The 13150-nt window shown below is 65.7% G+C and carries 17 protein-coding genes and 1 pseudogene; 15 read left to right on the top strand and 3 right to left on the bottom strand.

Annotated elements, in window-relative coordinates; genetic code table 11:
- Nucleotides 1-31 precede the first annotated feature (31 nt).
- The 14 genes and pseudogenes from ACQ260_RS03020 to ACQ260_RS02955 form a co-directional block, all read left to right on the top strand.
- Nucleotides 32-730, top strand: a pseudogene (locus ACQ260_RS03020) (L-threonylcarbamoyladenylate synthase); the annotation flags it as partial.
- Nucleotides 731-733: 3 nt separating this feature from the next.
- The gene (locus ACQ260_RS03015) at nt 734-1897 is read left to right on the top strand and encodes an MraY family glycosyltransferase (RefSeq protein WP_432557915.1); all 1164 of its coding nucleotides are present in this window, start codon (nt 734-736) and stop codon (nt 1895-1897) included.
- A gap of 137 nt (nt 1898-2034) precedes the next feature.
- Nucleotides 2035-2520 (top strand): hypothetical protein, encoded by a 486-nt coding sequence (locus ACQ260_RS03010; RefSeq protein WP_432557914.1) that lies wholly within the window; start codon nt 2035-2037, stop codon nt 2518-2520.
- Nucleotides 2517-2750 carry an AtpZ/AtpI family protein gene (locus ACQ260_RS03005; protein WP_432557913.1) on the top strand — a complete coding sequence of 78 codons (234 nt, stop codon included), beginning with the start codon at nt 2517-2519 and terminating at the stop codon, nt 2748-2750. Before ACQ260_RS03010 ends, ACQ260_RS03005 begins: the two co-directional genes overlap by 4 nt.
- A gap of 35 nt (nt 2751-2785) precedes the next feature.
- The gene (atpB, locus tag ACQ260_RS03000) at nt 2786-3583 is read left to right on the top strand and encodes a F0F1 ATP synthase subunit A (RefSeq protein ID WP_432558356.1); all 798 of its coding nucleotides are present in this window, start codon (nt 2786-2788) and stop codon (nt 3581-3583) included.
- Nucleotides 3584-3648: 65 nt separating this feature from the next.
- A complete protein-coding gene (locus tag ACQ260_RS02995) occupies nt 3649-3870 on the top strand; it encodes an ATP synthase subunit C-like protein (RefSeq protein ID WP_432557912.1) in 222 nt (73 codons plus the stop codon).
- Between the two features lie 14 nt (nt 3871-3884).
- Entirely contained in the window at nt 3885-4445 is a 561-nt protein-coding gene (locus ACQ260_RS02990) for a F0F1 ATP synthase subunit B (RefSeq protein ID WP_432557911.1), read from the top strand.
- Nucleotides 4442-5239: a F0F1 ATP synthase subunit delta gene (locus ACQ260_RS02985; protein WP_432557910.1), complete on the top strand. Its 798-nt coding sequence runs from the start codon at nt 4442-4444 to the stop codon at nt 5237-5239. Before ACQ260_RS02990 ends, ACQ260_RS02985 begins: the two co-directional genes overlap by 4 nt.
- Nucleotides 5240-5374: 135 nt before the next feature.
- Nucleotides 5375-7012, top strand: a complete 1638-nt coding sequence (gene atpA / locus ACQ260_RS02980) for a F0F1 ATP synthase subunit alpha (protein ID WP_432557909.1) — start codon at nt 5375-5377, stop codon at nt 7010-7012.
- Nucleotides 7013-7014: 2 nt separating this feature from the next.
- Nucleotides 7015-7926 (top strand): F0F1 ATP synthase subunit gamma, encoded by a 912-nt coding sequence (locus tag ACQ260_RS02975; protein ID WP_432557908.1) that lies wholly within the window; start codon nt 7015-7017, stop codon nt 7924-7926.
- A 4-nt stretch (nt 7927-7930) separates the two neighbouring features.
- Nucleotides 7931-9382, top strand: a complete 1452-nt coding sequence (gene atpD / locus ACQ260_RS02970) for a F0F1 ATP synthase subunit beta (RefSeq protein ID WP_432557907.1) — start codon at nt 7931-7933, stop codon at nt 9380-9382.
- A 2-nt stretch (nt 9383-9384) separates the two neighbouring features.
- Nucleotides 9385-9801 (top strand): F0F1 ATP synthase subunit epsilon, encoded by a 417-nt coding sequence (locus ACQ260_RS02965; RefSeq protein WP_432557906.1) that lies wholly within the window; start codon nt 9385-9387, stop codon nt 9799-9801.
- Between the two features lie 174 nt (nt 9802-9975).
- Nucleotides 9976-10389 (top strand): DUF2550 family protein, encoded by a 414-nt coding sequence (locus ACQ260_RS02960; protein ID WP_432557905.1) that lies wholly within the window; start codon nt 9976-9978, stop codon nt 10387-10389.
- Nucleotides 10386-10556, top strand: a complete 171-nt coding sequence (locus tag ACQ260_RS02955) for a hypothetical protein (RefSeq protein ID WP_432557904.1) — start codon at nt 10386-10388, stop codon at nt 10554-10556. Before ACQ260_RS02960 ends, ACQ260_RS02955 begins: the two co-directional genes overlap by 4 nt.
- On the opposite strand, the gene ACQ260_RS02950 is transcribed toward ACQ260_RS02955, so the two are convergent.
- Nucleotides 10511-11158, bottom strand: a complete 648-nt coding sequence (locus tag ACQ260_RS02950; RefSeq protein ID WP_432557903.1) for a cob(I)yrinic acid a,c-diamide adenosyltransferase — start codon at nt 11156-11158, stop codon at nt 10511-10513. The genes ACQ260_RS02955 and ACQ260_RS02950 overlap by 46 nt on opposite strands.
- A 68-nt stretch (nt 11159-11226) precedes the next feature.
- Between ACQ260_RS02950 and ACQ260_RS02945 the strand changes: the two genes are divergently transcribed.
- Complete coding sequence (locus ACQ260_RS02945) at nt 11227-11907, top strand: peptidylprolyl isomerase (protein ID WP_432557902.1); 681 nt, start codon at nt 11227-11229, stop codon at nt 11905-11907.
- Here the strand turns inward: ACQ260_RS02945 and ACQ260_RS02940 are convergent.
- Together ACQ260_RS02940 and ACQ260_RS17315 are read right to left on the bottom strand one after the other, a co-directional pair.
- On the bottom strand, nt 11882-12790 hold the full coding sequence (locus tag ACQ260_RS02940) for an alpha/beta fold hydrolase (protein WP_432557901.1): 909 nt from the start codon (nt 12788-12790) through the stop codon (nt 11882-11884). The two genes, ACQ260_RS02945 and ACQ260_RS02940, sit on opposite strands and share 26 nt — an antisense overlap.
- A 12-nt stretch (nt 12791-12802) precedes the next feature.
- Nucleotides 12803-13081, bottom strand: coding sequence for an Rv1322 family protein (locus ACQ260_RS17315; protein ID WP_502219702.1), 279 nt, complete (start codon nt 13079-13081; stop codon nt 12803-12805).
- Nucleotides 13082-13150: the final 69 nt, after the last annotated feature.

Genomic DNA, 13150 nt, shown 5'->3' with positions numbered 1-13150 from the left:
GGACCGGGGGAGACTGTTGAGCTGTGCCGGTGACCAGCGGGAGGACGCGGTCCAGACCGCGGTTGCGGCCGTTCGCTCCGGCGCCTGTGTCGTTCTGCCGACCGACACCGTCTATGGCATCGGCGTCGACGCGTTCTCCCCGGCCGCTGTCCAGCGCCTGCTCGACGCAAAGGGTCGAGGGCGGGACATGCCGCCGCCCGTGCTCATCGGCGACCCGGGCGTGCTCATGGCGCTCGGACGGGACATCCCGGATGCGGCCAAGAAGCTGGCCGAACACTTCTGGCCCGGTGCGCTCACGCTGATCCTGCAGGCCCAGACCAGCCTGTCGATGAACTTGGGGGACACGCAGGGAACCATCGCGGTGCGGGTCCCCGATCACGACGTGGCTCGCGAATTTCTCCGGGCGACCGGGCCGCTCGCCGTGTCCAGCGCCAACCGCACCGGTCAGCCGGCGGCCGTCACAGCGCAGGAGGCCCGGGACCAACTGGGTGACGCGGTCGAGATCTATCTCGATGGCGGGCCGACGCCCGGCCAGGTGCCGTCGACGATCGTCGATTTCACCGCCTCCGACTACGGTATCGTCGTCCGCCCCGGATCTCTCACGCTTGAGCAGTTGCGTGCGGTCGTGCCCTATCTCGAGGAGCGGATCCCGCTGGACTCCGCACGGGCGGACGAACCCGCCGGCGACACCGACGAAACCTCCACCCAGGCGCGCGACGAGACCGGCTGACGCATGACCGAATACCTCCTGGTGCTGTTCGTGACCGCGACCACGACCTATCTGCTCAGTGGGTTGTGCCGCAGGCTCGCGTTGCGCACCGGAGCCGTTGCCCGAGTCCGGGACCGGGATGTCCACGCGATCCCGATTCCCTATTTCGGTGGCATCGCGATGCTCGGCGGCGTGACCGTCGCGTTCGTCGTGGCGACCCACCTGCCGTTCCTCGGTCGGAACCTGCTGATCCAACACGACTTCCGGGCGGTTCTGATCGCGGGAGTTCTGATCTGCGCGGTCGGGGTGCTGGACGATCTGTTCGAGCTGAACGCGATCACCAAGCTTGCCGGACAGGTGCTGGCCGCCGGACTGGTCGTGGCCAACGGCGTGAAGATGCTCTGGATCCCGCTGCCCAACACGATCATCTCGCTCGACGATTCGATCTCGATTGCCGTGACCGTGTTCTTCATCGTGCTGTGCTCGAACGCGGTGAACTATGTCGACGGGCTGGACGGACTGGCTTCGGGAGTGGTGGCGATCGGCGCGCTCGCGTTCTTCGCGTACTCCTATCTCCTCGTCGCCAGCCTCGCCCTTCCGCGCGCGACGACCGCCAGCCTGCTCACGATCGCGATCGCGGGTGTGTGTCTGGGCTTCCTGCCGCACAACTTCTTCCCCGCGCGCATGTTCATGGGCGATTCGGGTGCGTTGCTGCTCGGGCTGATGCTGGCGACCTCGACGATCTCACTCACCGGCCAGATCGATTCCTCGGGCCTGCAGACGACCGAGACCGGACTGATGGCGGCGTACCTGCCGTTGATCCTTCCCCTCGCGATCATGGCGTTGCCGTTCCTGGATTTCGTGCTCGCGTTCCTGCGCCGGACGTACGGCGGCACTTGGTTCTGGGTGGCGGACAAACAGCATCTGCACCACCGATTGCTGGACCAGGGACATTCGCACCGGCGTGCGGTCATCCTCATGTACGTCTGGTCCGCCCTGATCTCCTTCGGCGTCATCCTCATCGGCTTCTATCCCCACTGGCCGATGGTGGTGGGCGTGCTGGCAGCGATGGGCGTGGTCACCTATTTCACGGTCGGCAGCGGGCGGCCAGCGGTCGATCCGGTCGCTAAACGGGTCGTCCGCAGGGCCGAGCGCCAGGCGGAGGCACGGATTCAGGACCTCCCCTGACAGTGGGCCGACCACGTGTCCATGGCTGAACGAACGGCACGCCCCTGAGTAGATTGTGCTAAGTTTCACAAGCCAGTTCACCGACGGCCGAGCCGTCGTGTGCCCGTGCCCCGACAGACAGCGAGACGATGATCACGATGACCGGTTCGGCTGACGAGGTAGCCGTCAGGCCCTCCCAGTCGGGACCCAGCATCGCGGTGGTTCGGGCTCGTCGACTGTTGGCGGGCGGCCTTGCCGGGGCGCACGTCGCCGCACTCACCTGCGTGGGGATCTTTCTCGTGCGCGACGGTCTGCCCGGGCTCGCGAGCGCCGGGCTCGCCGCCGCGATGGTCGTGCTCTTCTATACCGTCGGCCAGTGGGTCCAAATCCAGGTTGCCGATGCCCCGGCGCGAACCGTCTTCCGCGCCTCGGTGGCGTCCTATATCGCACGGGTGGCCGCTCTGGGCGGGCTGCTGTTCCTCTATCTGGGCAATGCCAGTGGGGAGAGCCGGCTCCTCGCGGCGCCGCTCGTCATCACCGCTGTTGCCACAGTCGTGGGCTGGATCGCGGGCGAAGTGATCGTCTTCTCCAAGCTGCGCATCCCCAACTTCGACGAGCCCGTCGAGAGGGGAGTCGAGAAGTGACGGACCAGAAGTCGACTGGTAATGTCCCGACCGCGATGAAGGACACCGGAGGCACCGAACAGGGCTATCGAGTGTTGTCCTATCTGATCTCCGGTCCCGTCCTCTACGGTGGTCTCGGATGGCTCGGTGACCACTTCCTCCACACCACATTCCTGCTGCCCGTGGGCATCGTGGTGGGCACAGCGTTGTCGGTGATTTTGATCATCCGGCGTTACGGGCAGGTTAGCTGATGAGTGTGTTCACCCAAGGAGGCAGCGTGGGTCCGCTGATGAATATCTTGCCGCCACTAGAGACCGGCGGTCCTTACGTGCCCCCCGGCGAGAACGACTTCGTCTTCGACGGCGGCTTCATCGCTGGTCTCGATTGGTTCAACAAGCCGCTCGTTCAGGCGATCATCGCTGCGATCCTGGTGATCCTGCTGTGGTGGCTCGTCGCCCGCCGCCTCAAGGTCGTGCCGACCAAGAGCCAGTTCCTCGCCGAAAGCGTCTATGACATCGTCCGGAACGGCATTGCCCGGGACGCCTTGGGTGCGGATTTCCGGCGCTATCTGCCGTTCCTGCTGGCGCTGTTCTCCTTCCTGCTGATCAACAACTGGTTCGGCATCTTCGCGCCGTTCATGTTCCCGACGTTCTCGAACATCGGCTATGCCTATGCGTTCGCGGTGATGGCCTGGTTCGTCTATAACGGCGCGGGGGTCGCCAAGCACGGATTCTTCGGCTATCTGAAGAACAGCCTTATCCCCGCCGGTGTGCCCTGGTGGCTCACCCCGATCATCATCCCGATCGAGTTCCTGTCGAACTTCATCGTGCGCCCGGTCACTCTGGCCCTCCGTTTGTTCGCCAACCTGTTCGCCGGTCACCTCGTTGTGCTGGTGTTCGTGGTGGGTGGTGCGTACCTCATAACCCAGGGCGAGAGCCTGTTCTATCGGGTCGCCGGCGGCGTCTCCTATGCGTTCTCCTTCGCGATCTTCGCGCTGGAGATCCTGATCGGTGCGCTCCAGGCCTATGTCTTCACGGTTCTGACCGCCTCCTATGTGCAATCGGCGACCGCCGAAGAGCACTGATCCAACCCCAGACTCCCTGCCCTTGACCGACAACCGGGCAGGGGAAACCTCCGAAAGGAAACGCAATGACCCTCATGGAAATCAATGGCTCGATCAACATGATCGGCTACGGTCTGGCCACGCTCGGCCCGGGCCTTGGCGTTGCCATGATCTTCGCGGCTGTCATCAACGGCACCGCGCGTCAGCCGGAAGCCCGTGGCGCCCTCATGGGCACCGCGTGGATCGGCTTCGCCGTGGTTGAGGCGCTCGCCATCATCGGCATTGCCCTCGCCTTCGTTCTGGGCTGATCGTGGTCACCCCCATGGCAGGCGGACCAGCCGAACTGCTGGGTCCGCTGTGGCCGCACTACTGGTCGGAGTTCATCGCCGGCATCATCCTGCTGCTGATCGTCTTCTTGGTGATCCGCGCGAAGGTTGTCCCGGCGTTCGAAAAGATGTACGCGGAGCGTACGGCTGCGATCCAGGGCGGCATGGAGAAGGCCGAGAAGGCACAGGCTGAGGCACAGGCCGCGCTGGAGGAATACCAGTCGCAGCTCGCCGAGGCCCGCCAGGAGGCTGCCCGCATCCGGGAAGAGGCCAAGAACGAGGGTGCCCGCATCAAGGCGGAGCTGCGAGAGCAGGCTGACGCCGAGGCCGCGCGGGTGATCGCCAATGCGAAGGCCCAGATCGAGGCTGAACGGAGCCAGACCATCGCGCAGCTGCGCGGTGAGGTCGGTGGGCTCGCCACCACCCTCGCCGGTCGCATCGTCGGCGAATCGCTGGACGATGATGAGCGTGCCCGCCGCACGGTGGACCGCTTCATCGCCGACCTGGAAGCGCAGCCCGTTGCCACCGGTGGAACGACGGCGCAGGGGCAGGCATGAGCAGCGCAGCCGAGGAGAGCCGGCTGAGCGCACTGGACAGGGTGCTCGACGAGCAGCAGCCCGTCTCCACTCTGGCCGGTGAGCTCTTCGCGGTTGTCGACGCGATCGAGGGCCAGCCGGCCCTGCGCCGCAGCCTCACCGACCCGGGCCTCCCCGAGGAACAGCGAAAGGCACTGGCCCGCCAGCTGCTGACGGATCGCATCTCGCCCGCCGCTGTCTGGGTGGTCGAGCAGGCGGTCGGGATGCGCTGGTCCGGAGGACGTTCCCTGATCTCGGCGGTTGAACGCCAGGGCGTGCGCGCCGAGCTGCGGGCCGCCCAGCAGAATGGACAACTCGACAATGTCGAGGACGAACTGTTCCGCTTCGGGCGAGCCGTTGTGGGGGACCAACACCTCAGCGAGGCCCTGCGGGATCGTCGCAGCGAGGTCGATGCCCGGCAGGGTCTGGTGACCAGGCTCCTGGACGGCAAGGCCCATGAGGCCACGGTCGTCCTTGCCCGCCGAGCGGTCGGAAACCGTGGCGGCAGCTATGTCGACACCGTGGAGGGCTATCTGGCTCTGGCCGCAGATCTGCGGCGCAGGGGCCTGGCCACCGTGCGGGTCGCCAGGCCGCTCACGCCTGAGCAGCACGAGCGGTTGCGGGCGGCGCTGAGTCGTCAGGTCGGGCGCGAGGTCGCGATGCATGTTGTCGTGGATCCGGACGTCCTGGGCGGTGTCCGGGTCGAGCTGGGTGACGAGGTCATCGAAGGGACCGTCGCCGGGCGTCTCGACGACGCGCGGCGCAGGATCCACTGAACTCCTGCCCCGGCCCGGTGGGGCCGGGGCGCGCAGCGCCAACGGACCGGACCCCCGAGGCGCTGCTGGTCACAAGAGCACTCCGACAACATCCACAACGGATAGAACGAAAGAAACGAGAGCAGGGACGCAACGATGGCGGAACTCACAATTCGTCCGGAGGAGATCCGGAACGCGCTGGACCAGTTCGTCCAGAACTACACCCCGGAGACCTCCTCGCGCGAAGAGGTGGGGACCGTCGTCACCTCGGGTGACGGCATTGCTCGGGTCGAGGGGCTGCCCTCCTGCATGGCCAACGAGCTCGTGCGGTTCGAAAACGGCACGATGGGCATCGCGCTGAACCTCGACGTCCGCGAGATCGGTGTCGTGGTCATGGGCAACTCCGAAGGCATCGAGGAGGGCTCCAAGGTCCACGGGACCGGCGAGGTCCTCTCGGTCCCCGTGGGCGAGGGCTACCTCGGTCGCGTGGTCGATGCGATGGGCAACCCGATCGACGGACTGGGCGACATCGCCACCGACGGCCGTCGTGCGCTCGAGCTCCAGGCAGCCGGCGTCATGGACCGGCAGGAGGTTCGCGAACCGCTGCAGACCGGCCTCAAGTCGATCGACGCGATGATCCCGATCGGCCGCGGCCAGCGCCAGCTGATCATCGGTGACCGCAAGACCGGCAAGACCGCGCTCGCGATCGACACCATCATCAACCAGAAGTCCAACTGGGAGTCGGGCGACCCCAAGAAGCAGGTGCGCTGCATCTATGTCGCCATCGGCCAGAAGGGCTCCACCATCGCCGAGGTCAAGGGCGTGCTGGAGGAGGCCGGCGCGATGGAATACACCACCATCGTGCACGCTCCGGCGTCCGATCCCGCCGGCTTCAAGTACATCGCTCCGTACGCCGGCTCGGCCATCGGCCAGCACTGGATGTATGAGGGCAAGCACGTCCTCATCGTGTTCGACGACCTCACCAAGCAGGCCGAGGCCTATCGTGCGATGTCCCTCCTTCTCCGGCGGCCGCCGGGTCGTGAGGCGTACCCGGGTGACGTGTTCTATCTCCACTCCCGCCTGCTGGAGCGCTGCGCGAAGCTCTCCGACGAGCTCGGTGGCGGTTCGATGACCGGTCTGCCGATCATCGAGACCAAGGCGAACGACGTTTCGGCGTTCATCCCGACCAACGTCATCTCCATCACCGACGGCCAGATCTTCCTGCAGTCTGATCTGTTCAACGCCAACCAGCGGCCCGCCGTGGACGTGGGCATCTCGGTGTCCCGAGTCGGTGGCGCGGCGCAGATCAAGGCGATGAAGAACGTGGCCGGCACCCTGAAGATCGGCCTGGCGCAGTACCGGGACATGCAGGCGTTCGCCATGTTCGCCTCCGATCTCGACGCTGCCTCCCGTCGCCAGCTCGACCGTGGCGCGCGGCTCACCGAACTGCTGCGCCAGCCGCAGTATTCGCCGTATCCGGTGGAGGACCAGGTGGTCAGCGTGTGGGCCGGCACCAACGGTCTCTTCGACGAGGTCCCGGTGGAGGACGTGCTTCGGTTCGAGCAGGAACTGCTCGATCACCTGCGCCACTCGAGCTCGGTCCTGCACACGATTTCCGAGACCCAGAAGTTCGACGACGACACCGCCGCCGCGCTGAAGGACGAGATCGAAAAGTTCAAGCAGGGTTTCCAGACCTCGGACGGCAAGTTCCTCAAGGCCGGACATGAAGAGGCCGAGGCCCTGGAAGAGGACGACGTGCTGCAGGAGCAGATCGTCGTGCAGAAGCGGGGCTGAGGATGGCTTCCAGTCTGCGTGAACTTCGTCAGCGGAGGAACTCGGTCTCCACGACCAAGAAGATCACCCGCGCGATGGAGCTCATCGCCTCCTCCCGGATCATCAAGGCGCAGCAGCGCGCACGCGCTGCCGCGCCCTATGCCCGGGAGCTCACCCGAGCGGTCTCAGCCGTGGCGACGTTCTCGGACGTCGACCACGTGCTGACCACCGAGCCCGAGAACCCGACTCGGGCGGCGATGCTGCTCATCACCTCCGACCGCGGTCTCGCGGGAGCGTATTCGTCCGCTGTGATCAAGCAGGGCGAGTCGCTGGCCGAGTTCCTGCGGGACGAGAACCTCGAGGTCGTGCCGTATCTGGCCGGTCGCAAGGCGGCGGCCTACTACCAGTTCCGTGAGCGCGAGGTCGCCAAGGTGTGGGAGGGCTATTCGGACTCACCGGACTATGCCCACGCCAAGGAGATCGCCGACGAGCTCATCGGAGCCTTCCAGACGCCGGCGGAGGAGGGCGGTGTCGACGAGATCCACATCGTCTTCACCCGCTTCGTGTCGATGATGACCCAGCAGGTCGAGGTCATCCGCCTCCTCCCGCTGGAGGTCGTCGAGTCCGACGAGCCCATCGAGGAGGGCCAGGCCTTCCCGCTTTATGAGTTCGAGCCGGATGCCGAAGAGGTCCTCGACAAGCTGCTGCCGCTCTATGTGGCGAGCCGCATCCACTATTGCCTGCTGCAGGCCGCGGCCTCGGAGCTGGCGGCCCGCCAGAAGGCGATGAAGGCGGCGACGGACAACGCCCAGCAGCTGATCGAACGCCTGACGCGCGAGGCCAACCAGGCTCGCCAGGCCGAGATCACCCAGGAAATCACCGAGATCGTGGGTGGCGCGAACGCGCTCGCCGACGCTAGCCAGGACGCGGAGTAAGGATATGACTGCCACACTGAACGATTCGAACGAGACCCGGACCGGCGCCATCGGCCGGATCGCCCGGGTCATCGGCCCCGTCGTGGACGTCGAGTTCCCGCCGGACCAGATGCCCGACATCCTGAACGCGCTCGAGGTCGACATCACCCTGGGCGACAGCACCCGGACCATCACGCTCGAGGTCGAGCTCCACGTGGGCGACAACATTGTCCGCGCCATCTCCATGAAGCCGACCGACGGTCTCCGTCGTGGTCAGGAAGTGCGGGACACCGGTTCGCCGATCACGGTGCCCGTGGGCGACATCACCAAGGGCCACGTCTGGAACGTGACCGGTGACGTCCTCAACGTCGACCCGGCGAGCCTCGAGATCACCGAGCGGTGGCCCATCCACCGTGAGCCCCCGAAGTTCGAGCAGCTCGAGTCCAAGACCGAAATGCTGCAGACCGGCATCAAGGTCCTCGACCTTCTCACCCCGTATGTCCAGGGTGGCAAGATCGGACTGTTCGGCGGCGCAGGCGTCGGCAAGACCGTGCTGATCCAGGAGATGATCTATCGCATCGCCCACAACTTCGGTGGCACCTCGGTGTTCGCCGGCGTGGGGGAGCGGACCCGTGAGGGCAACGACCTGATCATGGAAATGGACGAGGCGGGTGTGTTCAAGGACACCGCGCTCGTGTTCGGCCAGATGGATGAACCCCCGGGCACCCGTCTCCGCGTCGCGCTCTCGGCGCTGACCATGGCGGAATATTTCCGTGATGTGCAGAACCAGGACGTGCTGTTGTTCATCGACAACATCTTCCGGTTCACTCAGGCGGGTTCCGAGGTGTCGACGCTGCTCGGCCGGATGCCGTCCGCGGTGGGCTATCAGCCGAACCTCGCCGACGAGATGGGGCAGCTGCAGGAGCGCATCACCTCGGTCCGTGGTCACTCGATCACCTCGATGCAGGCCATCTACGTGCCGGCGGATGACTACACGGACCCGGCACCAGCGACCACCTTCGCGCACCTGGATGCGACCACCGAGCTTTCTCGTGAGATTGCCTCGCGTGGTCTCTATCCCGCGGTCGACCCGCTGAGCTCGTCCTCGCGGATCCTCGATCCGCAATACATCGGTCAGGAGCACTACGACACCGCCATCCAGGTGAAGCAGATCCTGCAGCGCAACAAGGAACTCCAGGACATCATCGCCATCCTCGGCGTCGACGAGCTCTCGGAAGAGGACAAGATCGTCGTGGCCCGCGCTCGGCGCATCCAGCAGTTCCTGTCGCAGAACACCTATATGGCCGAGAAGTTCACCCAGGTGCCCGGCTCGACCGTCCCGCTGGAGGACACCATCGAGGGCTTCCAGATGATCTGCCGCGGTGATGTTGATCACATCGCCGAGCAGGCGTTCTTCAACGTCGGCGGCATGGACATGGTCATGGAGAACTGGGACAAGATCCAGAAGGAAGGCTGAGCATGGCCGATCCGCTGCACGTCGAGGTGGTCTCCGCGGACCGGGTCGTCTGGTCCGGGGAAGCCAACCAGGTTGTCACCAGGACGTCCGAAGGGGACGTCGGGATTCTGCCCCGTCACCAGCCGATGCTGGCGCTCCTGGTGCCCAACGCGGTGGAGGTTTTCGCCACGGACGGCACCCGCGAGGTCATCGCGGTGGACGGCGGCTTCATCTCGGTCGACCACAACCGGGTATCCATCCTGAGCGAGTTCGCCTCCACCGGCGAGATCTCTCTGGATCGCGCCGAGCGGGAGCTGGCCGAGGCCAACAAGAAGCTCGACGAAGGTGATCAGAGCGAGGAGACCCGCAAGCAGTTCCTCCGGGCATCCGCGCAGGTCAAGGCCGCGCAGAAGCTCAACGGGCGGCAGTCCGGCGTCTGACTCGCGCTTGTGAGCAAGTCAATCGGGGCCGGTGCACCACACGGTGCACCGGCCCCGATTGTCGTTCTTTCGGACCATAGCTTCGCTGCAGGATGGGCGGCTGTCCGCTGACTGGAGTTCACGCCCGCCGGTCGCTAGATTCACGCTATGGAGTGGGGCAGTTTGGTTCCGGTTGTGGCCCTGCTGTTGCTGTGCGTCGCCGTCGTGGTGGCTTGGCCTTCGGTCAGGCGGCGTCTGCTGGCGCGACACGGAAGCATCTTCGACTGTGAGTTGAATCTCGGGGCTGCCTCGGAACCGGATTGGCAGCTTGGTCTCGCTCGGTGCGCGGGCGACGATCTGGAGTGGTTTCCGCGCCCGGGGATCGGTTTTCGTCCCGCGCACACGCTCAGCCGCGCCGCCAGTGGAATCCGTGCCCAGACACGCACGAACGATCCCGACGGGCTGAACGGCCAGCGCATCGTGCGCCTGGAGACCAGCGGGGGAGGCGAGAGCACCGTCTGGGAGCTTTCGATGGACACAGAAGCCCTCACCGCGCTCCTCGCCTGGCTCGAGGCCGCACCGCCGAGCGTTGGCCGATTCCGGTCATGACACGCACCACCGTCGGTTTGGGATTGACCGGTCTCGCAGGTCTGCTCGCGCTGATCGTCTGGCTCAGCGACCGGCCGGACTGGTGGGGCGGACCGGTGATATTCGGTGTCCTCGTCGTGCTCTATTGGTCGCTGACGTCGTTGCTGTTCGACTCGTCAGCGTCCTGATCCCGATCCCCACCGGGAACCCACAGGACCTCGCCCTCGGCCCCGTTGACGGCACGCGCGCAGATGAAAAGCAGATCCGACAGCCGGTTGAGATAGCGCACGGCGACTTCGTTGATCCCACCCGCGGTCTCGTCCCCGGCAGGTTCGGTTCCATAAGTTTCCACAGCGACCCAGGCGGAGCGCTCCGCTCTGCGGCAGATGGTCCGGGCAAGATGGAGAGCCGCGCCCGCCGGCGTACCTCCCGGAAGAATGAACGACCGCAGGGTCGGAAGGTCCTCACCGAACTCGTCGCACCAGGCCTCGAGACGGTCCACTGCTTCGGCCGTGATGCGGAGGGGAGGGTGCGCAGGATTGACTGCCAACGGATTGGACAGGTCAGCTCCGACGTCGAACAACTCGTTCTGTACGCGATCCAGGGCTGCGCAGATGGCAGCCGGCATCGCGGTCCGGTGGGCGAGCGCGACACCGATCGCGGAATTGGTCTCGTCGACGTCACCATAGGCGGCGACGCGCGGATCGGTCTTGCGGGCCAAGGACATATCCGACAATCGGGTGTCCCCGCCGTCGCCGGTGCGTGTATAGATGCGGCTCAGGACGACCATGGCGCCAACCTACCCGACGTGCCGTTCTGGTCGCCGGGTTACGGGCACCGCCCCGTTAGGCTGAGCCGGTGATCAAGCCTCGATTGTTGCCCGCTGTCTCCCTCTTGTTCCTGCTGCCGCTGGCCGCGTGCACGCCCACCTCCGGTGCGCCCGGAGCCACGGAGGAACAGCAAGGGACCGCTGGTGCGAGCCTGTGCAGCTTCGATCCTTTCGGCGAGCCGGCCCGAGCGGTGGACCCGCCATCGACCAACGACATCCAGACGACCGGCACGGTGGGCTACGTGCTCAATACCAGCCAGGGCCCGGTCACGGTGACGATGGATCGGGCAGCCACGCCGTGCACGGTGCACTCGTTCGAAGCATTGGCGAAACAAGGCTTTTTCGACGACACGCAATGTCACCGGCTCGTTGATTCCGGGATCTTCGTCCTGCAGTGCGGTGACCCGACGGGCACCGGCCGTGGCGGCCCCGGATATCGGTTCGCTGATGAGGTCAAGGGCTCGACCACCTATCGTGCGGGGACCGTGGCAATGGCCAACGCCGGGCCGAACACGAACGGATCGCAGTTCTTCTTGGTCTATGAGGATTCCGAGTTGCCGCCGAACTACACGGTCTTCGGGCAAATGGACCCAGAATCACTGGGAGTCGTTGCGCGGATCGCCGTGGAAGGTCAGGACGGGAGCAACCCGGACGGTTCCGGACGTCCCAACAACGAGGCTCGGATCATCGACGTGACACCGGTTCAATGAGGCCGGGTGTCCGTGGCTTCGGCGCGACGACCCCGGCCGACCGGGTCTGTGGTCGTTCGAGTGCGCGACCACTATCGAGGAAGCGGCGCACCGCGGGGATGAAGATCTCCGGGGCCTCGCTGTGGACCCAGTGACCGACGCCCTTGAGCATCATGAGCCGTGAGCGGGGAAACAGGCGTCGCATGGCGTCGTTGTATTCGGGGAGGATGTAGTCAGCCTGGTCGCCGCCGATCCAGAGCACCGGCCCCTCGAACGGCGAACCGTTCGGCTCCTCCCAACCGGCCAGCATGTCGAGGTTGCCGGCGATCAACTGGAGGTTCGGCTGCCAGAACCACTTGGGGGCAGCTCCGTTGCGCTGCTGGACCCGGTGCAGGTTCTGCAGGAGGAACTGGCGGACCGAAGCCGTCGGGACCTCGGCCGCGATGCGCTCCTCAGCGGTGCGGCGATCCGGGAGGTCCGAGATATCGAGGGTCACCATCGCGTTGACGAGATGGTTGAACTGTCGCACGCCCTCATAGCGGACCGGAGACATGTCGACCACCACGAGCCGGTCGACGAGATGGGGATATCGGATCGCGAGGTTCATCACGGCTTTGCCGCCCATGGAGTGGCCCACGATGGACAGGGGCGCATAGGGCTCGAGAAACTCGGCCAGGTCGTCCGCCATCTGGTGATAGGAAAGCGTGTCGGTCCAGGCTGATCGGCCGTGGTTGGGCATGTCGATCAGGATCGACTGATAGGTCGGACCATCGCCGCTCGCGAGCGCCTTGGCCACGGTGGTCCAGTTCTTCGCTTGTCCGAAGACGCCATGGCAGAACGCGATGGTGGGCCCCTTGTCTCCGATGTGCAGGGTGTGGAGCCCTTCGCTGCGGGTGATCGTCACGTGCCTTCCCTTCTAGCGGCGGCGGTCCCAGCACCCTCGGTGCCAGTGACGCCGTTCATCGATCGCCGACGGACTACCCAGTGATGCTGTGCGGGGCCACACTACGACGTGTGCCGCGCCCACCGCGATGGACTGCTGGCAGCCAGGACAGCGATAGGCCTTCGTCGACGAGCCCTCCGGGATTCCGCGGACCAGCCACTCGCCATCGCTGCGCGTCTGGGTCACCGGGTGGTGGCCACCGAGCGGGCGATGCGGCCGGGCGTGCTTCGACCGGCGGCGGCTGCTGGGCATATCGGGCTCCTGTTGGGACTAACCACTAGCAAAGCAGGTGGCCGACGGGAACCGAAACCGGTGTGGCGT

The sequence above is a fragment of the Ammonicoccus luteus genome (assembly GCF_050880385.1).
In the GTDB taxonomy this organism is placed as follows: Bacteria; Actinomycetota; Actinomycetes; order Propionibacteriales; family Propionibacteriaceae; genus Enemella.
Note: the sequence above shows the minus strand (reverse complement) of the source record. Positions and strands in the feature narration are given on the sequence as shown.